We start from the raw sequence: 22,436 nt of genomic DNA on the forward strand, positions 1-22,436 counted from the left end.
GTCAGTCTCCCGTCGGTTTGCCGCGCATCCTCTTCACATCCGAGCGACCGGACTTCTCCTTGAGACGCCGCTCGATCGAGCCCTTGGTGGGCTTGGTCTTCTTGCGCGGAGGCGGTGGCGGCTTGGCGGCTTCAAGCAGCAGTTCCTTGAGGCGCTCGCGCGCGTCCTCACGATTGCGGTCCTGGCTGCGGAACCGGCTCGCCTCGATCATCAGCACGCCTTCCTTCGACAGGCGCTTGCCGGCGAGCTTGGCGGCATTCTGCTTCACGCGATCGTTCAGCGAAGGCGACCCCAGCAGATTGAAGAAGAGCTGGACAGCGGTCGAGACCTTGTTGACGTTCTGGCCGCCCGGGCCGCCGGCCAGAACGAACTGCTCCGTCAGTTCCCAGCCTGCAATCGTGATGCGATTGTTGATCTCTAAGGGTTCGCTTGCCATGTCATCGGTCTCTTTCTCCGATCCCATATCGGCCGCGAGAGCGGCAAAGGCAAGCGCCAAGCAAAAGAGGCCCGGCAAACCTGCCGGGCCTCTCTCCTCAGAAATTCAATCGGTCACTCGGCAGCGAGGCGAATACCGGGAGCCGCATCGCGGACCTTGCCGTCGACATGGGCTTCGAACTTGGCGAAGTTGTCGATGAACATGCCGACGAGCTTTTTGGCCTGGGCGTCGTAGGCAGTACCATCGGCCCAGGTCGAACGCGGATCGAGGATCTTCGTGTCAACGCCGGCCACAGCGACCGGAACGGCGAAGCCGAAATTCGCGTCGGTGCGCATCTCGACCTTCTTCAGTTCGCCGGTCAGGGCCGCCGTCAGCAACGCGCGCGTCGCCTTGATCGGCATGCGATTGCCGGTGCCGTAGGCGCCACCGGTCCAGCCGGTGTTGACGAGCCAGCAATCGACCTTGTGGCGGGCGATCAGGTCACGCAGCAGGTTGCCGTATTCGGTCGGATGGCGCGGCATGAAGGGTGCGCCGAAGCAGGTCGAGAAGGTTGCTTCCGGTTCGGTCACGCCCTTTTCCGTACCGGCCACCTTGGCGGTGTAACCCGACAGGAAGTGGTACATGGCCTGTTCCGGCGTCAGCTTGGCGATTGGCGGCAAGACACCAAAGGCATCGGCCGTCAGCATGATGATCGTCTTCGGATGCGGGGCGATGCCGGTTTCCGACGCATTCGGGATGAAATGCAGCGGATATGCGCAACGGGTGTTTTCCGTCAGCGAGCCATCGTTGAAGTCGGGAACGCGGTGCTCGTCGAGCACGACGTTTTCCAGCACGGTGCCGAACCGTTTGGTCGTAGCGTAAATCTCGGGTTCGGCTTCGGCGGAAAGACGGATGGTCTTGGCGTAGCAACCACCTTCGAAGTTGAAGATGCCGTTCTCACCCCAGCCATGCTCATCGTCGCCGATCAGCGTGCGCTTCGGATCTGCCGACAGAGTCGTCTTGCCGGTGCCGGAGAGGCCGAAGAAGACGGCCGCGTCGCCGTCAGGGCCTACGTTGGCCGAGCAATGCATCGGCATGACACCCTTGGACGGCAGCAGGTAGTTGAGCACGGTGAAGACCGACTTCTTCATCTCGCCGGCATAGGATGTGCCGCCGATGAGGACGATGCCATTGGTCAGATCGCAAGCGATGACGGTTTCTGTCCGGCAGCCGTGGCGGGCAGGATCCGCGCGGAAGCTCGGCAGATCGATGATCGTCAGCTTCGGAAGGAAGCCTTGCAGAGCTTCACGTTCCGGGCGGATCAGCAGATTGCGGATGAAAAGCGAGTGCCAGGCAAACTCGGTCACGACCCGGGTCGGGAGGGCGTTGTCGGCATCGGCGCCGCCAATCAGGTCCTGAACGAAGAGATCCTTGCCTGCAGCGTGAGCCAGCATGTCCTGATGCAGGACGGCGAAATGCTCTGGAGACATCGGTTTGTTGTTGTCCCACCAGATCTGCCCGTCGGTCTTTGCATCGCGAACGACGAACTTGTCCTTGGCGGAGCGACCCGTGTGCTGGCCGGTCAGCGCACGCAGAGCACCATCGGCCGTCAGTTCGGCCTCGCCCCGACGGATGGCTTCCTCATAAAGAGCCGCCTCCAAAAGATTGTAGCGAACGCTGGCGGCCTTTCCCAAGCCGATTTCCGCGATCCCCGCAGCCGGGTTTTTCACGCCGAATTCCTCCATGGTCCGCCTTCCTCTCACATGGGCCAGAACTTGAATGAGCGAAACCTAAACGCTGAAGGCTTAAAACGCAAGGCGGCCCAACGGAAAAATATAATGATATCAATTATTTAATCGATTTAAAACAGAAAAGGGTCATTTTAAATCGTTTAGTTCTGCTTCCATTCCGTGCATGTCGCCGACGAGCTGAGGTAAAAATCTGAGGTTGACTGGCAATTGAGGGAGGGCGGCCCTTCCTCTCTGCCACAATTTGTTCCACCTTTATCCCCATATCGCACTGCCATGGAACCAGAGCTGGGCTGGACAGACCAGGAGCAGCGCTACGATGACGGAGACATACTCAATGCAGACGATCGCCCTCGTGGATGACGACCGTAACATCCTGACTTCGGTGTCCATCGCACTGGAAGCCGAAGGCTATAAGGTCGAAACGTATACCGACGGCGCCTCGGCTCTCGACGGTTTGCTCGCACGCCCGCCGCAACTGGCTATCTTCGATATCAAAATGCCGCGCATGGACGGGATGGAATTGCTGCGTCGCCTGCGGCAGAAGTCCGATCTGCCTGTCATCTTCCTGACCTCGAAGGACGAGGAAATCGATGAACTCTTCGGCCTCAAGATGGGCGCCGACGATTTCATCACAAAACCCTTCTCGCAACGCCTGCTGGTGGAGCGCGTCAAGGCGATCCTGCGTCGGGCGGCGAGCCGGGAAAGCTTCGCAGCCGGCGGCGGCCCTGCCAAGGGCAGTCCCGAGCAGCAGGCCCGGACGCTTGAGCGCGGTCAGCTGGTCATGGACCAGGAGCGCCATACCTGCACCTGGAAGGGTGATCCGGTCACGCTCACTGTCACCGAGTTCCTCATCCTGCAGTCGCTGGCTCAGCGCCCCGGCGTGGTCAAAAGCCGCGACGCCCTGATGGATGCGGCCTATGACGAGCAGGTCTATGTGGATGACCGCACGATCGACAGCCACATCAAGCGCCTGCGCAAGAAGTTCAAGATGGTCGATACAGACTTCGACATGATTGAAACCCTTTACGGTGTGGGCTACCGCTTCCGCGAAGCAGCGTAAGGTCTCGTCGTCAGGGCTTGGGCCAGGACGGACGGGCGAAAGGCAAAGGTTTGACCCAGCAGGTTGACGAGGGACATCTGGAGGAGACGGATTCCGGCTCCGAGAAGCGTCGGCTGTTCAGCCATCCCTTCACGCTCATCCGGCGGATCTTCGGCCACGCCCTGTTTTCCAGCCTGACGCGGCGGATCGTCTTCTTCAACCTCGCCGCGCTGATCGTGCTTGTCGGCGGCATCATGTATCTCAATCAGTTCCGTGAGGGATTGATCGATGCGCGCGTCGAGAGCCTGCTTACCCAAGGCGAAATCATTGCCGCAGCGGTGTCGGCCTCGGCCTCGGTCGACACCAATTCGATCACAATCGATCCGGAAAAATTGCTCGAGTTGCAAGCCGGTCAGAGCATCACGCCCGTTCCGAACGACGAGGATCTGGAGTTTCCGATCAATCCGGAACGCGTTGCGCCGGTGCTCCGGCGTCTGATCTCGCCCACGCGCATCCGTGCCCGCCTGTTTGACGCCGACGCCAACCTGTTGCTTGATTCGCGGCACCTCTATTCACGCGGTCAGGTGCTGCGGTTCGACCTGCCGCCCGTCGACAACGACTCGACCAGCTTCACCGACTGGATCACGCGCCTATTCAACACAATCCTCCAGCCCGGCAATCTGCCCGTCTACCGCGAGGCTCCCGGTGGTGACGGCTCGATCTATCCGGAAGTCATGAACGCGCTGACAGGTGTGCGCGGTGCCGTGGTGCGCGTGACAGCCGAGGGGGAACTGATCGTCTCGGTGGCCGTGCCCGTGCAGCGTTCGCGCGCGGTTCTCGGCGTTCTTCTGCTGTCGACCCAGGCTGGAGACATCGACAAGATCGTGCATGCCGAACGCCTTGCCATCCTGCGCGTCTTCGGTGTGGCGACTCTCGTCAATATCGTCGTGTCGCTGCTCTTGTCGTCCACCATCGCCAATCCCTTGCGCCGCCTCTCAGCCGCTGCAATCCGCGTCCGGCGGGGCGCCAAAGAGCGCGAGGAAATCCCGGATTTCTCTGTCCGGCAGGACGAGATCGGCAACCTCTCCATCGCACTGCGCGAGATGACGACGGCGCTTTATGATCGGATCGATGCAATCGAAAGCTTTGCAGCCGATGTCAGCCATGAACTGAAGAATCCGCTCACGTCGCTGAGATCAGCTGTCGAGACACTGCCGCTGGCCAAGACAGATCAATCCCGGCAGCGGCTGATGGACATCATCCAGCACGATGTCCGACGCCTGGACCGCCTGATCAGCGATATCTCTGATGCGTCGCGTCTCGATGCCGAGCTTGCCCGTTCGGATGCGAAACCGGTCAATCTGGAAGTCCTGCTCTCGAGCCTCGTGGATATTTCGCGGGAAATACGCAGCGGCAAGAAGGCCGTTAAGATCGACTATGTTGTCGATCAGAAGCCGGGATCGAACCAAGATTTCGTCGTGAACGGCCATGACCTGCGCCTTGGCCAGATCGTGACCAATCTGATCGAGAACGCGCGCTCCTTCGTGCCGGAAGACAGCGGCCGTATCCTGGTGAAATTGTCGCGAAACCGGACACGATGCCTGATCCAGGTCGAGGACAACGGTCCTGGCATCCAGGCGGAAGACATCGATCGCATCTTCGAACGTTTCTATACCGATCGGCCTGAGGGCGAGAGTTTCGGCCAGAATTCCGGCCTTGGCCTTTCCATCAGTCGACAAATCGCTGAAGCTCACGGGGGAACGCTGAGGGCGGAGAATGTCATTGATACGGCAACGGGCCGCATCACCGGCGCCCGGTTCGCCCTGTCTCTGCCGGTCGGAAGCTCTGCGTGACCGCGCCTACCGACAATATTCACGCGACAGCGATTGCCGTCGACGGCATCGGCCTGCTTTTCCTCGGTCCATCCGGCTGCGGCAAATCAGCACTTGCCTTCGATTGCCTGGCCGAGGCGAAACTGGCGGGACTGCCGGCTGCCCTGGTGTCGGATGACCGTGTTCTGGTGTTCCGTGAGAACGGCGAGACCATCGCTCGGGGGCCCGAGACAATTCGAGGGCTGATTGAACTTCGCTACACCGGAATCGTCAGCGTCGACACGGTCGCGGAAGCGCAGCTGCACTATGCGGTAAAGCTCGTTTCCGGGAATGAAGAGGAGCGTCTTCCTCCTGATGACGAGCATGTGGAGATCGCGATGGGCCTTCGACTTCCCTTGATCAGGGTTGCCCCATGGAGCCGTTTTCCGCTGAGCCTCATTCTTGCGCGCATTCGCAGCCTTGCAGAGAAGGGCTGATTTACACGCTGTTTTGGCTTGCACTTCCCGCTTTGATCGACAAGATGGCGTCCGATTGATGGACGAAACGCCAATCTTGAGCTATTTGGCGAGAGTTGCGCGAAGGGGCAGTAGAGAATGATCGGACTTGTGCTTGTCACACATGGCAAGCTGGCTGAAGAGTTCCACCATGCGGTGGTGCATGTCGTAGGCCCACAAAAATGCATCGAGACCGTTTCGATCGGCCCCGAAGATGACATGGACCAACGTCGTCAGGATATCCTTGATGCCGTGATGCGCGCCGACGATGGTCATGGCGTCATCATCCTGACCGACATGTTCGGTGGAACGCCGTCCAATCTCGCAATCTCCGTGATGAACACCGGGCGCATCGAAGTGATCGCGGGTGTCAATCTGCCCATGCTGATCAAGCTTGCCGGAGTTCGCGGCGACAACGACATGGACCGTGCACTGATCGAAGCTTCGGAGGCTGGCCGAAAGTACATCAACGTCGCCAGCCGCGTGTTGAGCGGCAAGTGAGCACCATGGCCGACCCCGTTTCTCGCGATCTCCTGATCATCAACAAGCGCGGGCTGCATGCCAGGGCCTCTGCCAAGTTCGTCCAGACCGTCAGCGGGTTCGATGCTCATGTCAGCGTGTCGAAGGATGGCACGACGGTCGGCGGAACGTCGATCATGGGCCTGATGATGCTTGCCGCAAGCCCCGGCTGCTCGATTTCCGTCACAGCCTCCGGGAACCAGGCGCAAGCTGTGATGGATGCTCTCGCCGCCCTCGTCGCCGACCGTTTCGGTGAAGAGATGTAAAGCATCGCGACATAAAGACATAAAGACTTCTTTATGTCAGATTGCGTTTGTTTCCATTCCCTGCTAGAAGGTGCCCAGCCCCGCAGCCTTGACTGCGGGAGAGCCAGTTTATCCGTCCGCCATGAGATGCGGATCGGGTCGGATCCAGCCGGAGAATCCCATGAGCAAACATGACTACGTCATCGCTGATATCGGTCTTGCCGATTTCGGCCGCAAGGAAATCAGCATCGCAGAAACCGAAATGCCGGGCCTGATGGCCTGCCGCGAGGAATTCGGCGCCAGCAAGCCGCTGAAGGGTGCCCGCATCACCGGCTCGCTGCACATGACGATCCAGACCGCTGTTCTGATCGAGACGCTCGTTGCTCTCGGTGCCGAGGTTCGCTGGGCGTCCTGCAACATCTTCTCGACCCAGGACCACGCCGCTGCTGCGATCGCTGCCGCCGGCATTCCGGTTTTCGCCGTCAAGGGTGAAACCCTTTCGGATTACTGGGACTACACCGACAAGATTTTCCAGTGGGCCGATGGCGGCGTCTCCAACATGATCCTCGACGATGGCGGCGACGCCACCATGTACATCCTGCTCGGCGCCCGCGCCGAAGCCGGCGAAGATGTGCTTTCCAATCCGCAGTCGGAAGAAGAAGAAATCCTCGTCGCTCAGATCAAGAAGCGCCTCGCCGCCTCGCCAGGCTGGTTCACCAAGCAGCGTGATGCCATCAAGGGCGTTACCGAAGAAACGACCACGGGCGTTCATCGTCTGTACGAGCTGGCAAAGAAGGGCCTCCTCCCCTTCCCGGCCATCAACGTCAACGACTCGGTCACCAAGTCGAAGTTCGACAACAAGTATGGCTGCAAGGAATCGCTGGTCGACGGTATCCGTCGCGGCACCGATGTGATGATGGCCGGCAAGGTTGCCGTCGTGTGCGGCTACGGCGATGTTGGCAAGGGCTCTGCTGCCTCGCTGCGCGGCGCCGGCGCCCGCGTGAAGGTTACGGAAGTCGACCCGATCTGCGCCTTGCAGGCCGCGATGGACGGCTTTGAGGTCGTCACGCTCGAGGACGTCGTTTCTTCCGCCGACATCTTCATCACCACCACCGGCAACAAGGACGTCATCCGCATCGACCATATGCGCGAGATGAAGGACATGGCGATCGTCGGCAATATCGGCCACTTCGACAACGAGATCCAGGTTGCGGCTCTCAGGAACCTTAAGTGGACCAATATCAAGCCGCAGGTCGACATGATCGAGTTCCCGAAGGGCAACCGCATGATCCTGCTCTCGGAAGGCCGTCTCCTGAACCTCGGCAACGCCACAGGCCATCCGTCCTTCGTGATGTCCGCCTCGTTCACCAACCAGGTTCTCGGCCAGATCGAGCTCTTCACCAAGACCGACGAATACAAGCCGGGCGTCTATGTCCTGCCGAAACACCTCGATGAAAAGGTCGCCCGACTGCACCTCGAAAAGCTCGGCGTGAAGCTGACGACGCTTTCGGACGAGCAGGCGGCCTATATCGGGGTCACGCCGCAGGGTCCGTTCAAGGCGGAACACTACCGCTACTAAAATATAGCTGGATAATATCTACATCTAGTGGGCGGCGTCTTGACAAAGACGCCGCCCTCTTTTTTGGCCCGAAGCCTTCCCGACACTTTCCTTCGGCGGTATTGTTTTAGGACTTGATTCGTGGACTGCACGAGCGGTCCGCGAATACGGATGTCTTGTCGACGATGCGGCACATAATAAGACGGAGACAGACCGAGAATGTCGGTACATCAACGCGCCCCGCGTCAGCGGGATACGGCTATGACGGCCGGTGTTCCAAGCCTCTGGCGGCCAGGTTCTAACCTCATCATCGGGATGCTCCGCAGGGTAGCAACTCGCCCTGCCGTGGCCGCGACGCGGCACGCGCTTGCCTGTGGCAGCGCGCTGGCAGGTTTGATGGCTCCCGGTTTCGCCTGGGCGCAGGCGGTCGCACTGCCGAACCGGAGCTTCGACAGCGTCGACGTTGCTGGTTACGCAATCCTTCTCGGCACCGTTTCGGCAGCACTGATCTTCGCGACCGTCCTGCTACGCCAGCGGAACCGGCTGGATGGCGAAGTGGGCGAACTGCGCTCGGCCTTTTCGGACAGCCAGCAGCGCATCTCCCAATACGAAACCCTGATCGCCGATCAGAACCGGCGCACCGTGATCTGGCAGGGTCACAGCGGCAAGGCCGAACTCGTCGGCCAGTTGCCGATTGAAACCGGCGCTCCTCAGCACGATCCGGATTTCCTGGCCTTTGGCCGCTGGCTGAAACCTCATAGCGCCAGCGAAATCGAACGGGCGATCGAAGACCTGCGGGTCAACGCGAAATCATTCGAGCTTTCCGTGGAGACACAGCGCGGCGAAGTGCTTGACGTACAAGGCAAGCTGTTTGGCGGACGCGCCTTTGCGCATTTCGTGGCCCTCGACAATCTGCGTGCCGAACTTGCTGAACTCAAGATCGAGCGCAATCGGCTGCGGACCTCGATCGCAACCTTCGAATCCCTGCTCGATTCGATCGAACAGCCGGTCTGGCAGCGCGACGCCGAAGGCCGTCTCGTCTGGGTCAACCAGGCCTATAGCGATGCCGTCGAGGCTGCCTCGCCGCATCAGGCGGTCCAGGAAGGTCGGGAGATCCTCGGCACGCTGACCCGCGAAAAGATCAAGGCGTCCGCGACGCCTGAGTCGCCGTTCCATGATACGGTTTCGACTGCCGTTCGCGGTGCGCGCACCTTCTTCGACGTGGTGGATGTTCGCGGCCCGACCGGGTCCTGCGGCATGGCGATTGATGTTTCCTCCTCCGAGACCCTTCGTGAGGAACTGGCCCGAACGCTCAGGAGCCACGCCGAAACGCTCGATCATCTGGCGACACCGGTTGCGATCTTCAATGCCGAGCGTCGCCTGCAGTTCTACAATCAGGCCTTTGCGCAGCTCTGGGACCTGGAAACCAAGTTCCTTGAGAGCCGTCCGGATCATGCCGAGCTGCTTGACCGGCTTCGCGCCGCGCACAAATTGCCGGAGCAACTAAGCTGGAAATCCTGGAAGGAGAACTGCCTGTCCGTCTATCAGGCGCTCGAAACCCAGACCGATCTCTGGCACCTGCCCAATGGTCAGACGTTGCGTGTGATTGCCTCTGCGCATCCCCAAGGTGGCGCGACATGGGTGTTCGAGAACCTGACGGAACAGTTCAACCTCGAGACCCGCTACAATACGCTTGTTCAGGTTCAGGGCGAAACCATCGACCACCTCTCGGAAGGGGTCGCGGTGTTCGGCCCGGATGGTCGGATCCAGCTGTCCAACCCGGCTTTCCGCGCTCTCTGGGGCATTAACGAAGCGCAGGCCGCCGTCGGCACGCATATCCGCCTGCTCGAAGCGGCCTGTGCGCCCTCCTATGACAAGCCGGATGGCTGGAAGACCTTCGGCAAGCTGATCACCAGCTTCGAGGATGAGCGCCCCTCGAGCCAGGGGACCCTCGAACTCTATTCCGGCCTGGTTCTCGACTATGCGGTGACACCGCTACCCAACGCCCAGACCATGCTGACCTTCGTCAACATGACCGACAGCGTGCGTGCGGAACGGGCGCTGAAGGAAAAGAACGAGGCGCTGCGCAAGGCGGACGAGCTGAAGAACGACTTCGTCCAGCACGTTTCCTACGAGCTACGCTCGCCGCTCACCAACATCATCGGCTTCACCGATCTCCTGAAGACCACCGCGATCGGCCCGCTGAACGAGCGGCAGGCCGAATACATCGACCACATTTCGACCTCGTCCTCGGTGCTGCTGACCATCGTCAACGACATTCTCGATCTTGCGACCGTCGACGCCGGCATCATGCAGCTCGACTACTCCGAGATCGATCTGAGCGACCTGCTGGATGACGTCTCCATGCAGATGACGGACCGGCTGCAGGAAGGCGGTGTCACGCTTGAGATCGCTGCACCCGCACAATTGGGTCATCTGGTCGCTGACCGGCAGCGGCTGAAGCAGATTCTCATCAAGATCCTGACCAACGCTGTTAACTTCGCGCCCGAGGGCACTGTCGTCTCGATGAAGTGCTGGCGCGAAGCGACGGACTTTGTCTTCTCCGTGAGCGACAGCGGCTGCGGCATGAGCCCGGACCTCGTCTCCTCGGCCTTTGACCGTTTCTCGACCAGCGCCAAGGGCGGGAAGCGCAGCGGCCCGGGCCTTGGACTGTCGATCGTCCAGAGCTTCGTCAACCTGCACAAGGGTGAGGTGAAGATCGAAAGCGAGCCGGGACGTGGAACGACTGTCCACTGCCGCATTCCCAATGCCAGTCTATCGCAGTTGATTGCCGCTGCCGAATGAGCGCTGAGACCGCCCCGCTTGCCATTGATCTCGCCGACGATTGCGCCACCGCATTGTTCGGCGAGGATCTTCTCCTAGCCCTTGAGGTCGGCGATTGCGTCGCGCTCCACGGCGATCTCGGCGCGGGCAAGTCTACCCTCAGCCGCGCCCTGATCCGGGCACTCGCCGATGATCCGGAGCTTGAAGTTCCGAGCCCGACCTTCACGCTGGTCCAGACCTACGACCTGAAGATCCCCGTTGCGCATTTCGACCTCTACCGGCTTTCCGATGAAAGCGAACTCGATGAACTGGGTCTTGGCGAGGCGCTGGCCGACGGTATCTGCCTGATCGAATGGCCAAGTAAGGCCGGTCGTGCGCTGCCCAAGAACAGGATCGACATTGACTTCGCCTTCACTGCCGCAGGTGGACGGACCGTCACCCTCAGTGCGCCCGGGGCAAAGCTGGCGCGGCTGCAGCGCGTCACCGAGATCCGCCGCTTTCTCGACAGTCATGGCCATCAGGGTGCCCGCAGACGCCATCTGACGGGTGACGCTTCGAACCGCGCCTATGAGCATGTCTATCCGGCCGATGGAAGCGCCCGCCTTGTCCTGATGGACGCGCCGAAGCGGCCGAACGGTCCACCGATCCGCGATGGCAAACCGTATTCGCAGCTCGTGCATCTGGCCGAGGATGTGCGTCCCTTCGTGGCCATCGGACAGGCGCTGCGCGAGCGCGGCTTTGCCGCTCCCGAAGTCTTGGCACAGGATCTGGATGCCGGGATCCTGCTTCTCGAAGATCTTGGCGAAGGTAGTGTTATCGACGAGCAGGGAAAGCCGATTGCCGATCGCTACCGCGCCAGCGCAGCCTGTCTCGCCGCCATTCACGACACGCCCTTTGATCGGGAGATCGTCATTGCCGGCGGGCATAAACATGTCATTCCGGATTTCGATCGTGCGGCGATGAAGTTCGAGGTGGAGCTGCTTCTCGACTGGCACCTGCCGTGGAAACGTGCCGGTCAACCGGCAACGGCGGAGGAACGTGCCCGCTATCTCGCCATCTGGGATGAGCTGATCGACGAGTTGGCGGGGTCAGACACATCCATCGTCATGCGTGACTTTCATTCGCCCAACATCATCTGGCGCGATGATCGCGAAGGGCATGACAGGGTCGGCCTCATCGATTTCCAGGACGCGATGATCGGTCCCTCGGCCTATGATCTCGTCTCGCTGGTCCAAGATGCGCGCGTGACGATCGAGCGACCACTGATGGATCAGCTGATGGCCGACTATCTCTCGGCACGCGCCAGGAAAGCGGATTTCAACGAGGCCGCCTTCCTGAAAAGCTGGGCGATCATGTCGGCGCAGCGCGCCTGCAAGCTGAACGGGCTCTGGGTGCGATTGAAGGAGCGGGACGGCAAGCCGGGCTATATGCGCCACCTTCCCCGCACGCTCTGGCACCTGAGCGTTGCTTTCGAACATCCTGTCCTCGCCCCCTTGCGGAACTGGTGCATTGAGGCTGGAATCGAGCTTCCCGAATCACCGGCCTGAGCAAATGATCATCAAGCAAGCCATGGTGCTCGCGGCCGGCCTCGGCACGCGGATGCGCCCGATTACAGAGACAATGCCGAAGCCGCTGGTCCGCATCGGGGACAAGCCGATGATCGACTATGTGCTCGACGCACTTGTCGGCGCCGGTGTCGAGACGGTCGCCGTCAACGTGCATCACCATGCCGACCAGATGGAAGCTCATCTGGCGAACGAGCGACGGGCGGAGATCCGCATTTCCGACGAACGGGCTCAGTTGATGGATTCGGGCGGTGGTCTCGCAAAGGGTCTCAAGCTACTCGACCAGGACCAGCCGGCACTTGTCATGAATGCTGATCTCTTCTGGGTCGGAGAACGCGATGATGAGCCGAGCAATCTTGTCCGGCTGGCGCAGCAGTTCGATCCCTCCCGGATGGACATGGCGATGCTCTGCGTCGAGCAGGAACGGACCACAGGCCATAACGGCAAGAACGATTTCTCGATGGCGGATGACGGCAGGCTGACCCGCTATGTCTCCGGCGCACCGAACCCGGTCGTCTATGCCGGGGCCCTAGCGCTGATGCCGCGTCTCTTCGATGACGCGCCTGCCGGTCCCTTCAACCTCAACATCTATTTCGATCATGCGATTGCCGCAGGCCGGCTGTTCGGTACGGACCTTGTTGGACAGTGGCTGACCGTGGGCACCCCTGACGCGATCGCGCCTGCCGAAGCCGTGGTGGCCCGCTACGGCGGAGGCCGTTGAGATGGTCAGCAAGGTGCCGCGTCTGCTGACGATCCCTCCGGGCCGGCCCTTTCTCAGGACGCTGACGGAAGCGCTGCTCGACGGTCGCCTGACCGACAGTTTTCGCTACGACCCCGCCGATCCGCTTTCGCTGGCAGGGGTGACACTGCTCGTCCCGACCCGGCGCGCAGCCCGCGTGTTGCGGTCCGAATTCGTCGATCTGCTCGGCGGCAGCGCGGCGATCCTCCCCGATATTCGCACGTTGGGCGAAACCGACGACGACAGCGGATTCTTCGATCTCGATGCGCCGCAGCTGATGGATCTCGCCCCGGCGGTGAGCAGCACCGTCATGCTTCTGGAACTGGCGCGCCTGATCCTCGCCTGGCGCAACCAGCTGCCGGAGATCGTCCGGTCGATCCATTCGGATACGCCGCTGGTCGCGCCCGCAAGCCCCGCCGACGCCGTTTGGCTCGCCCGAGCGCTGGTCGAACTGATCGAAGCGGCGGAAACCGAAGGCTGCGACTGGAAGGATCTCGACAAGCTGCAATCGGCGGATTTCGGCTCCTGGTGGCAGCTGACGCTGGAGTTTCTGACGATCGCAACGGAGTTCTGGCCGGCGCGGCTGCAGGAACTGGTGCGGTCGTCTCCCGCGCGCCACCGTGATGCGGTGTTGAGGGCCGAGGCCGAGCGGTTAAGAAGACAGGGGTCTTCTGGCCCGGTGATCGTTGCAGGCTCCACCGGCTCTATCCCGGCAGCGGCCGAACTGATTGCCGCGATTGCCGAGCTCGACCAGGGTGTCGTGGTGCTGCCCGGGCTCGATCTCGACATGCCGGATGAGGACTGGGCGAAGCTCAACGACCGCGAGATCTCGGTGATCAGTCCAAGCCCTGCCGTGCGCGGACATCCGCAATATGGTCTGGCGCATCTGCTGCGGCATATGAAACTCGAACGCGCGGATGTCCGTGTTCTCGAAGCCTCCGATCCGGCGCTTCAGGATAGGGCCGAATTTCTGTCGCGCGCCATGGCGCCCGCCGAGGCAACTGACACCTGGAAGGCCTGGCGGCAGCAGATCGACGATTCACGCGTGCTTGCGGCATTTCGCGATGTCGCGCTGATCGAAACGGCCAATGAGCGCGAGGAAGCAACGGCAATTGCGATTGCGCTGCGGCTGGGGCTCGAAGAGGCATCAGACAATCCCGAAAGCCGGGTAGCTCTGATCACGCCCGATCGCGCGCTGGCCCGGCGGGTGATGTCCGAACTCGCGCGGTTCGGGATTGAGGCGGACGATTCGGCGGGTACGCCGATGACCGGCACCCAGGCTGCCATGCTGACCCAGGTGGTGGCCGAGGCCTGCCTGCGTCCGGGTGACCCCGTGGCGATCGTCTCGCTCATCAAGCATCCGCTGGCACGTTTCGGCTTCACCGCCGAGGACATGCGCAAGGCTGCCGACGCGCTGGAACGTATCGCGCTGCGTGGGGGCCTGAAAAGTCTCGATCTTGCCGAAATGGAACCGCTTTTCGCCGATGGGTTCGAGGCGCATCTCGCCGACCGGCACAAGCCGCAATGGCGCATTTCGATTACGCCCGAGGAGCTTGAGCTCGCTCGTCTGCTCGCGAGCCGTATCACCTCGGCGGTCGAACCGCTCGTGTCGGCGGTCATCCGGTCAACGGACGGACGCGTGCTGTCGCAGAGTTTGACCGTGAGCGATTGGGCCGAACGCACGGGTCGCGTGCTGGAGGCGGTCACGGTCGACGAGCGGGGTGATCTTGCAGGCCTCTGGGGCGATGCAGCCGGTGAGGCTCTGGCGCGGCTTCTCGCCGAAGTGCTGGAGACGGACGGGCAGATCGAGGCGGACGGCCCGCAATGGGTGGATATCCTGACGGCGCTGATGGCTGGCCAGGCAGTCAAGCCGCGCGCCATGCGGCATCCGCGCGTTTTCATCTTCGGTACGCTCGAAGCACGCCTGCAGAATGTCGACATGATGGTGATCGGGGGCATGAACGAGGGGAGCTGGCCCAGCCAGACCAAGAACAATCCTTTCCTCTCACGCGTCATGAAGACGGAAGTCGGGCTTGAGCCGCCGGAACGGCAGATCGGCCAGGTGGCGCATGATTTCCAGATGGCCTGCGGTACGCGGAAACTGATTTTCTCGCGCTCGCTGCGACAAGGATCTGCGCCGACGGTTGCCTCGCGCTGGCTCCAGCGTCTGATGGCACTCGGCGGGCCCATGCTTGAAGACGAGATGCGAAAGCGCGGCCAGATCTACCGGCGCTATGCCGACCTGATCGACCAGGGCGAAAACCAGGCTCCGGCCCAGCGCCCCGCGCCACGGCCGCGCACCGAGCTACAACCCCGCGCCTTCAGCTTTTCCGAGGTCGGGCGCTTCCGGCGCGATCCCTATGCCATCTATGCCCGGCGCATCCTGCGTCTCGACCCCGTCGATCCCTTCAACCAGGATCCGGGGGCGGCGGAACGCGGAACGCTCTATCACCGTATCGTCGAGAAATTCATCCGCGAGGATCATGATCCGGCCCGGCTGGACGCGCTCGACATCCTGCACCGGATCACCGATGAGGAGTTTCTCAAGGAGGCTCTGCCGCTCCACATCGACATCGTCTGGCGGCAGCGCTTCTACAGCGTCGCCTCGGCCTTTCTCGGCTGGGAGCGGCAGCGGAGACCGGAGATCAAGCGCTCGCTGACGGAAGTCAGAGGCAATGTGCTGCTCCGGCCCGTCGACATCACCATCAGCGGGATCGCCGACCGGATCGACATCCGGGGCGGCGGCTTTGCCGACATCATAGACTACAAGACGGGCCTCAATCCGAGCGCCAACCAGGCGCGCAGCCTGCTCGACCCACAATTGGCCCTCGAAGCTGCAGCCCTTCTCCAAGGCGCCTTTAAGCCTGCCGGAGACGTCAAGCCGCTCAACCTGGTCTATGTGCGTCTGCGACCCGGAGATCGCTTCTCGGCCGACCAGGTGAACAACGAGATGGCGACGCGGGGTGACAACAAGAAGTCTGCGCTTGAGCTTGCCACGCAATCCGTCGACGAACTCGGCCGCTTCGTCCAGGCGCTGCAGAGCGGCGAGCGGGGTTACGTCTCCCGTCTCATCCCGGCGGAACAGAACGCCTATGGCGGCGAATACGACCATCTGGCGCGTGTAGCCGAATGGTCGACGGCGGAAGCCGAGGAAGGAGCCGGCGATGAGTGATCAGCGCTTTGCCCTCGACGAGCTGCCGGCCGGCAGCGACCCCACCGCCTGGCTCGGCTGGACGACACTTGCCCAGTCGAAAGCGTCTCATCCCGGCCAATCGGCCTGGGTGTCGGCCAATGCCGGCTCCGGCAAGACGCATGTGCTGACGCAGCGGGTGATCCGGCTGCTGCTCGCCGGCGCTCGCCCTTCGTCCATTCTCTGCCTCACCTATACCAAGGCCGCAGCGTCCGAAATGTCGAACCGCGTCTTCGAGCGGTTGGCGGAATGGGCGACGCTGGATGACCTCGAACTTGCCAAGCGGATTGCGGCCATCGAACAGAGGGAGCCGGATCGGGCGACGCTGGCTGCCGCACGGCGGCTCTTTGCCAAGGCGCTGGAAACGCCGGGTGGCCTGAAGATCCAGACGATTCACGCCTTCTGCGAAGCGCTTCTGCACCAGTTTCCGCTGGAAGCGAATGTCGCCGGGCATTTCAACGTGCTCGACGATCGGGCCGCCGTCACCGTTCTTGCCGAAGCGCGGCGGTCGCTGCTGACGGCCACGTCGACGGAGAATGATGCAGCACTCGCCGAAGCCTTCTCGCAGGTGTTGAGCATTGCCGATGAAAGCGGGCTCGAAGGTTTGATTGCCGATACCGTGGCCAACCGGCATGCGATCCGCGAGTTTCGGCAGCGGGCGGAACGGGCGGGTGGGCTTGAGCCGACGCTGCGGAAGGGCTTGGGTATCGGACCGCTCGAAAGCGAGACCAGCCGCGCCGAGGATTACTGGCCGCTTGCCGGTTTGTCGGGTGGCAATTTCAGCCGCTACATCCAGCTTGCCCTCGAAAAGGGCGGCGAGAAAGTGCGGACCGTCGCGGAAGTGCTGGAGCGGGCGCTGGTGGAAACCGATCCCCTGGAGCGGGCGAAGCTTCTGGACCAGGCTTTCCTGACGGCGCAGGAAGCGCCGAAGGCCGACAGCTCTCTGATGGCAGCTGCCATGACCAAGATGGCGCCTGATCTCAAGGACGCCGTGATTGCGGCTCGCGATCATGTGGTCGCCATGCGGGACCGGCTGCGGATCTTCCGCATGTATGAGGCGACGCGTTCGGCGCTGACGCTGGCCGTGCGTCTCGACACCGACTACGAGGAGTTGAAGAAGAGGCGCTCGCAGCTCGATTTCGAGGATCTGATCGTGCGCACCGCCCGGCTTCTGACGCGCGGGGATGTCGGTGCCTGGGTACATTACAAGCTGGACCAGGGTATCGACCATATCCTCGTCGACGAGGCGCAGGACACGAGCCCGGTGCAATGGGATGTCATCCGGTCGCTGCGCGAGGACTTTTTTACGGGTCTTAGCGCCCGGCCCGGGATCCGCACCTTCTTTGCCGTGGGGGACGAGAAACAGTCGATCTATTCCTTCCAGGGCGCACGCCCGGAGCAGTTCTCGCAGGAAGCCCGCCAGACGGAACGCGCGGTCACCGAAAGCGGACAGAACTTCAACACGGTGCGTCTGCCGCTCTCCTTCCGCTCGACGCAATCGGTGCTCGCGGCCGTCGACCAGGTCTTCAGCCTGCCGGAAAACAGCCGGGGCCTCAGCGCCGGCGGGGACCCTGTCATCCACCAGTCGAGCCGCATCGGGCATCCGGGAACGGTCGATATCTGGGACATGATCGCTGCTGAAAGGCAGGAGAAGGACGAGGACTGGACCGCCCCCTTCGACGCAACGCCGGAAAGCGCTCCGTCCGCGATCCTTGCGCGTCGCGTCGCGCATCAGATCAGCCAGATCGTCGGACGCGAAACGATCATCGAGAAGGGCAATAAGCGGCTGATCCGCCCGGGCGATATCCTCGTGCTCGTGCGCAAGCGCGACGGCTTCGTCAATGCGCTGACTCGCGCCCTGAAACGCCCCTATAACATTCCGGTCGCCGGTGCAGACCGCCTGAAGCTGACAAGCCATATCGCCGTGCAGGACATGTTGGCGCTTGGCCGCTTCCTGCTGCTGCCGGGGGACGATCTTTCGCTGGCTTCCCTGTTGAAGAGCCCGCTGTTCAATCACAGCGAAGACGATCTGATGGCGCTGGCAGCCGAACGACCGGAAGCGCAGAGCCTCTGGACGAGACTGACAGTGCAGGCTGAGACCGATACAGCGTGGAAGAAGACATGCGACCGGCTCACCCTGTTTCTCGAACAGGCGCTAGAGCACTCGGTCCATGATTTCTATGCCCGCGTGCTCAGCGTTCATGGTGGCCGAAGGGCCTATCTCGGTCGCCTCGGCTCCGAGGTGAGCGACATCATCGACGAGTTCCTGACCTTTGCGCTCTCCTTCGAGACCAGCGGATTGCCAGGGCTGCAATCCTTTGTCTCGACGCTCGAGATGGAAGCGCCGGAGGTCAAGCGCGAGCAGGACAAGGAGCGCAACGAAGTTCGCATCATGACAGTGCACGCCTCCAAAGGTCTGGAAGCGCCCATCGTCTTCCTGATCGACGGTGGCTCGAAACCGTTCAACTCGAACCATGTGGCCAAGCTCAGGATCATCGAGACGGCCGAAGGCCTGCCCTTCCCGATCTGGGTCCCCTCGAAGTCACTTGGTAATTCGATCTCCGCTGCCGACATGGATCGGCGCAAGGACCAGGCCGAGGAGGAATATCGCCGGCTACTCTATGTCGCGATGACCCGCGCCGCCGATCGCCTGATCGTGGGCGGCTATCGCGGCGTGCAGGACACGGGCGAGATCTGGCACAAGATGATCGCGCGGTCGCTCAGCGCCGACGAAACGCGCTGCAAGCCGATTGAGTTTTCCGGACCGGATGGCAGCTGGACGGGACTGCGCTGGTCTCTCGGCGACGCAGAGCCTGACTTGCCCGCGAGCGAAGAGAGCGCCGAAAGCGAGGAGAGCCACAGCCTTCCGCAGACGCTCTGGAAACCATTGCCGCCACCGGTCAGCCTGCCGAGACCGCTCAGCCCATCGGGTGCCGGCAGCATCTTCATCGACGACGACGAGGACGCGCTGACGGCGTCGGCGCTCTTCTCGACGACGGAAAAGGCGGATCTTGCCTTGCAGCGGGGACGGCTCATCCATCGGATGCTGCAGAACCTGCCGGGCTTTCCGGAGGGTGACCGCCGTGAGGCGGCCGAACGTTATGCGGAACGTGCGGCCCGGTTCTGGCCGGTCGAGCAACGACAGAGACTGGTCTCTACCGTCATGGCCGTGCTGGAAGACGAGGCGCTTCATCCGCTCTTCGATGCCGGCAGCCGCGCCGAAGTCTCGGTCATGGGGACCATGCGGCTGAAGGGCGAGTTGCGTGCGGTCTCAGGCCGGATCGACCGCATGGCCGTGCTTGGCGACCGGGTGATCATCGCCGACTACAAGACGAACCGGAATCCTCCATTGGAGGCTGCGCAAGCTCCCCTCTCCCACCGGGTGCAGCTCGCCATCTATCGCGAGATCCTGCAGCCGCTTTATCCCGGCAAACAGATCGAATGCTGGCTGATCTACACCGAAAACGGCAGCCTCATCCGGCTCGATGACGCCCTTCTTCAGCGGTCCCTTGCCGACCTCGAAACATCGTGAGATACCGCATATTGAAATTGCTGCCGTGCGGCATCACATATCTAGTCAATTCCGTATTTATGAAGGGAGAGCCCGATGGCTACCGTTAAAGTCGACAAGTCCAATTTCCAGGCCGAGGTGCTCAACGCTTCCGAACCAGTTGTCGTGGATTTCTGGGCCGAATGGTGCGGCCCGTGCAAGATGATTGCACCGAGCCTCGAAGAAATCTCGAACGAGCTCGCCGGCAAGGTGAAGATCGCAAAGCTCAACATCGATGAAAACCCGGAACTGGCTGCCCAGTTCGGCGTTCGCTCGATCCCGACGCTGGCCGTCTTCAAGGGTGGCGAAGTGGCCGATATCAAGGTGGGTGCAGCGCCCAAGACCGCGCTGTCCAGCTGGATCGCCGGTGCAGCCTAAGGCTCACGGCACTGATGACCAAAGAAAAAGCCCGGTTTCGCCGGGCTTTTTTCATTTGGGTATGGTGCCGTTCTCGGCGAGCACATTGCCCGCAAGATAGAGCGAGCCGCCGATCATGATGCGCGGGGGAATGCCACCTTCGCTGCGCTCACGGATGGCATCGAGCGCCTGGCCCAGTGAGCCCATCGGAAGAGCTTTCAAACCGGCCTCTGCTGCGGACTGGGCGAGCGCCACAGGGTCGAGGCCGACATCGGAGCCTGTGATCGGCACGGTGTAGACATTATGGGCGATATCGACAAAGGCGCGGAAGAAGCCGATCGGGTCCTTGGTGTTGATCATGCCGATGACCAGATGCAACGGGCGCGCCTGGCGCTCTTCCATGGCCGCCATGGCTTCGGCAATGACTTCGCCGGCACCCGGGTTATGCCCGCCGTCGAGCCAGATTTCTGCACCTTGGGGCGCACGCTCCACCAGCCGACCTTCGGTCAGCCTCTGCAAGCGGCCCGGCCATTCGACCGACAACATCGCCTTTTCCGCAATTTCTTCCGTCACCGGATAGCCGGCCGCCTTCACGGCGCGGATGGCGGTTGCGGCATTGCCGATCTGGTGGCGACCGGGAAGGCGCGGCAGCGGCAGGTCCATGAGGCCGAATTCGTCCTGGTAAATGAGCCGTCCGAATTCTTCATAGGCGAGGAAATCCTGGGCGAAGACCGCGAGTGGACAGCCGAGGCGCTCGGCGGTGCTGATCAGCACATCCTTCGCACCGTCGAATTCCTGGTGACCGATGACCACGGGAACGCCGCGCTTCATGATGCCGGCCTTTTCGGCGGCAATCAGCTCGACCCGGTCGCCGAGATAGGCCTGATGATCGAGCGAAATCGGCTGCACGATGCAGACTGCCGGTTTTTCGACGACGTTAGTGGCGTCGAAACGTCCGCCGAGACCGACCTCCAGCACGACGACGTCGGCAGGCTGCTCGGAAAAGAGGATGAAGGTCACCGCCGTCAGGATCTCGAAGACGGTGATCGGCTTGCCACCATTGGCCTCGGCCACGCGGCGCAGGGCATCGGCAAACATTGCATCATCAACGATCTGCCCGCGGCCACCCTTGACGCCGATGCGATAGCGCTCGTGCCAGCGCACGAGATGCGGCGATGTGTGGACGTGGACGGACAGGCCCTGGGCTTCCAGAAGCGCGCGGCAGAAGGCCGTCGCCGAGCCTTTGCCGTTGGTGCCGGCCACATGGATGACCGGCGGCAGCTTCAGATGGGGATTGCCCAGAACCTCAAGGAGGCGCCGGATACGGTCGAGCGAGAGATCGTAGCCCTTGGGGTGCAGCCCCATGAGCTTGTCGATCTCGGCGTCGGCCTGGCTGACGATAGGGTCTGTCATGACACTCGTTCCGCGAGCGCGGCCTCAAGGGTAAGCAAGGCTCAGGCCGAAGCCTTGGCAACCGGCTTCGGCACGTTTGCGGGAGCCGCCACGTCGTTTGCAGGACGCTTCGTCATGATCTTCAGGACGCGGGCCAGCGTGTCCGGGATATCATGACGCTTGACGACCATGTCGACCATGCCGTGTTCCAGCAGGTATTCCGAGGTCTGGAAGCCTTCGGGAAGCTTTTCGCGGATCGTCTGTTCGATGACGCGCTTGCCGGCAAAGCAGATCTCGGCGCCGGGTTCTGCAATGTGGAGATCGCCGAGCATGGCGTAGGAGGCCGTGACGCCGCCCGTGGTAGGGTTGGTGAGGACCACGATATAGGGTTGGCCAGCTTCCTTCAGCATATCGACGGCAACCGTTGTGCGCGGCAGCTGCATGAGGGAAAGAATACCCTCCTGCATGCGGGCGCCGCCCGAAGCCGGGAACATGACCAGCGGGCACTTTTCCTTGATCGCGCGCTCGAAGGACTTCACGATCGCTTCGCCGGCCGCGATGCCAAGCGAGCCACCCATGAAGTTGAATTCGTGTACCACGGCAACGAGCTTCAGGCCCTGTACCGTGCCAACGCCGGCGACGATCGTGTCTTCCTGGTCGGTCTTCAGACGGCTGTCCTTGAGACGATCCGTGTATTTCTTGGAATCGCGGAACTTCAGCGGATCCTGCGCCACCTTCGGCTGCGGCAGGGCCTCGTATTGGCCACCGTCGAAGAGGTCGGTCAGGCGAGCCTTGGCCGGCATCTTCATGTGGTAGCCCGAAGCCGGGATCACCCACTTGTTCTCTTCCAGGTCCTTATGGAAGACCATCTCGCCCGTTTCCGGGCACTTGATCCAGAGGTTTTCCGGAACTTCGCGGCGACCCAGCATGGAATTGATGCGCGGGCGCACATAGTTGGTGATCCAGTTCACGCGGCTTACTCCTGATGTTTAAAGCCCATATGGGG

16 protein-coding genes are annotated in these 22,436 nt (G+C 61.9%); 12 read left to right on the forward strand and 4 right to left on the reverse strand.

All coding sequences use genetic code 11. From position 1 onward, the window contains the following. Window position 1: 1 nt before the first annotated feature. A complete protein-coding gene (arfB, locus tag H6M51_RS05865) occupies window positions 2–436 on the reverse strand; it encodes an alternative ribosome rescue aminoacyl-tRNA hydrolase ArfB (RefSeq protein WP_185808965.1) in 435 nt (144 codons plus the stop codon). A gap of 113 nt (window positions 437–549) precedes the next feature. Further along, window positions 550–2,160 (reverse strand): phosphoenolpyruvate carboxykinase, encoded by a 1,611-nt coding sequence (locus H6M51_RS05870; RefSeq protein ID WP_185808966.1) that lies wholly within the window; start codon window positions 2,158–2,160, stop codon window positions 550–552. A gap of 340 nt (window positions 2,161–2,500) precedes the next feature. Here H6M51_RS05870 and H6M51_RS05875 point away from each other — a divergent pair, with 340 nt between their 5' ends. The 12 genes from H6M51_RS05875 to trxA all read left to right on the forward strand — a co-directional run bounded on the left by H6M51_RS05875 (window position 2,501) and on the right by trxA (window position 20,059). Further along, entirely contained in the window at window positions 2,501–3,226 is a 726-nt protein-coding gene (locus H6M51_RS05875; RefSeq protein ID WP_210314727.1) for a response regulator transcription factor, read from the forward strand. 50 nt (window positions 3,227–3,276) lie between these two features. After that, a complete protein-coding gene (locus H6M51_RS05880; RefSeq protein ID WP_185808968.1) occupies window positions 3,277–5,058 on the forward strand; it encodes a sensor histidine kinase in 1,782 nt (593 codons plus the stop codon). Then, a complete protein-coding gene (locus H6M51_RS05885) occupies window positions 5,055–5,513 on the forward strand; it encodes an HPr kinase/phosphorylase (RefSeq protein ID WP_185808969.1) in 459 nt (152 codons plus the stop codon). Before H6M51_RS05880 ends, H6M51_RS05885 begins: the two co-directional genes overlap by 4 nt. Window positions 5,514–5,630: 117 nt before the next feature. After that, window positions 5,631–6,032 (forward strand): PTS sugar transporter subunit IIA, encoded by a 402-nt coding sequence (locus tag H6M51_RS05890; protein ID WP_185808970.1) that lies wholly within the window; start codon window positions 5,631–5,633, stop codon window positions 6,030–6,032. 5 nt (window positions 6,033–6,037) lie between these two features. Continuing rightward, window positions 6,038–6,316 carry an HPr family phosphocarrier protein gene (locus tag H6M51_RS05895; protein ID WP_185808971.1) on the forward strand — a complete coding sequence of 93 codons (279 nt, stop codon included), beginning with the start codon at window positions 6,038–6,040 and terminating at the stop codon, window positions 6,314–6,316. Between the two features lie 160 nt (window positions 6,317–6,476). Further along, window positions 6,477–7,874, forward strand: a complete 1,398-nt coding sequence (gene ahcY / locus H6M51_RS05900; RefSeq protein WP_185808972.1) for an adenosylhomocysteinase — start codon at window positions 6,477–6,479, stop codon at window positions 7,872–7,874. 240 nt (window positions 7,875–8,114) lie between these two features. Beyond that, window positions 8,115–10,658 (forward strand): PAS domain-containing sensor histidine kinase, encoded by a 2,544-nt coding sequence (locus tag H6M51_RS05905; RefSeq protein WP_185809339.1) that lies wholly within the window; start codon window positions 8,115–8,117, stop codon window positions 10,656–10,658. Next, window positions 10,655–12,184, forward strand: a complete 1,530-nt coding sequence (tsaE, locus tag H6M51_RS05910) for a tRNA (adenosine(37)-N6)-threonylcarbamoyltransferase complex ATPase subunit type 1 TsaE (RefSeq protein ID WP_185808973.1) — start codon at window positions 10,655–10,657, stop codon at window positions 12,182–12,184. The genes H6M51_RS05905 and tsaE overlap by 4 nt, the downstream gene beginning before the upstream one ends. Window positions 12,185–12,188: 4 nt before the next feature. Beyond that, window positions 12,189–12,923, forward strand: coding sequence for a nucleotidyltransferase family protein (locus H6M51_RS05915; RefSeq protein WP_185808974.1), 735 nt, complete (start codon window positions 12,189–12,191; stop codon window positions 12,921–12,923). A gap of 1 nt (window position 12,924) precedes the next feature. Then, window positions 12,925–16,113: a double-strand break repair protein AddB gene (addB, locus tag H6M51_RS05920; RefSeq protein ID WP_185808975.1), complete on the forward strand. Its 3,189-nt coding sequence runs from the start codon at window positions 12,925–12,927 to the stop codon at window positions 16,111–16,113. Then, window positions 16,106–19,663, forward strand: a complete 3,558-nt coding sequence (addA, locus tag H6M51_RS05925) for a double-strand break repair helicase AddA (protein WP_185808976.1) — start codon at window positions 16,106–16,108, stop codon at window positions 19,661–19,663. Before addB ends, addA begins: the two co-directional genes overlap by 8 nt. A 75-nt stretch (window positions 19,664–19,738) precedes the next feature. Further along, entirely contained in the window at window positions 19,739–20,059 is a 321-nt protein-coding gene (trxA, locus tag H6M51_RS05930; protein WP_006724193.1) for a thioredoxin, read from the forward strand. Window positions 20,060–20,110: 51 nt separating this feature from the next. Here trxA and H6M51_RS05935 read toward each other — a convergent pair whose 3' ends face one another. Both H6M51_RS05935 and accD read right to left on the reverse strand, forming a co-directional pair. After that, complete coding sequence (locus H6M51_RS05935) at window positions 20,111–21,451, reverse strand: folylpolyglutamate synthase/dihydrofolate synthase family protein (RefSeq protein ID WP_185808977.1); 1,341 nt, start codon at window positions 21,449–21,451, stop codon at window positions 20,111–20,113. Between the two features lie 41 nt (window positions 21,452–21,492). Beyond that, entirely contained in the window at window positions 21,493–22,401 is a 909-nt protein-coding gene (gene accD, locus H6M51_RS05940; RefSeq protein WP_185808978.1) for an acetyl-CoA carboxylase, carboxyltransferase subunit beta, read from the reverse strand. Window positions 22,402–22,436 lie beyond the last annotated feature (35 nt).

Origin of the sequence: Rhizobium sp. AQ_MP (assembly GCF_014237835.1) — a bacterium.
GTDB lineage: Bacteria > Pseudomonadota > Alphaproteobacteria > Rhizobiales > Rhizobiaceae > Allorhizobium.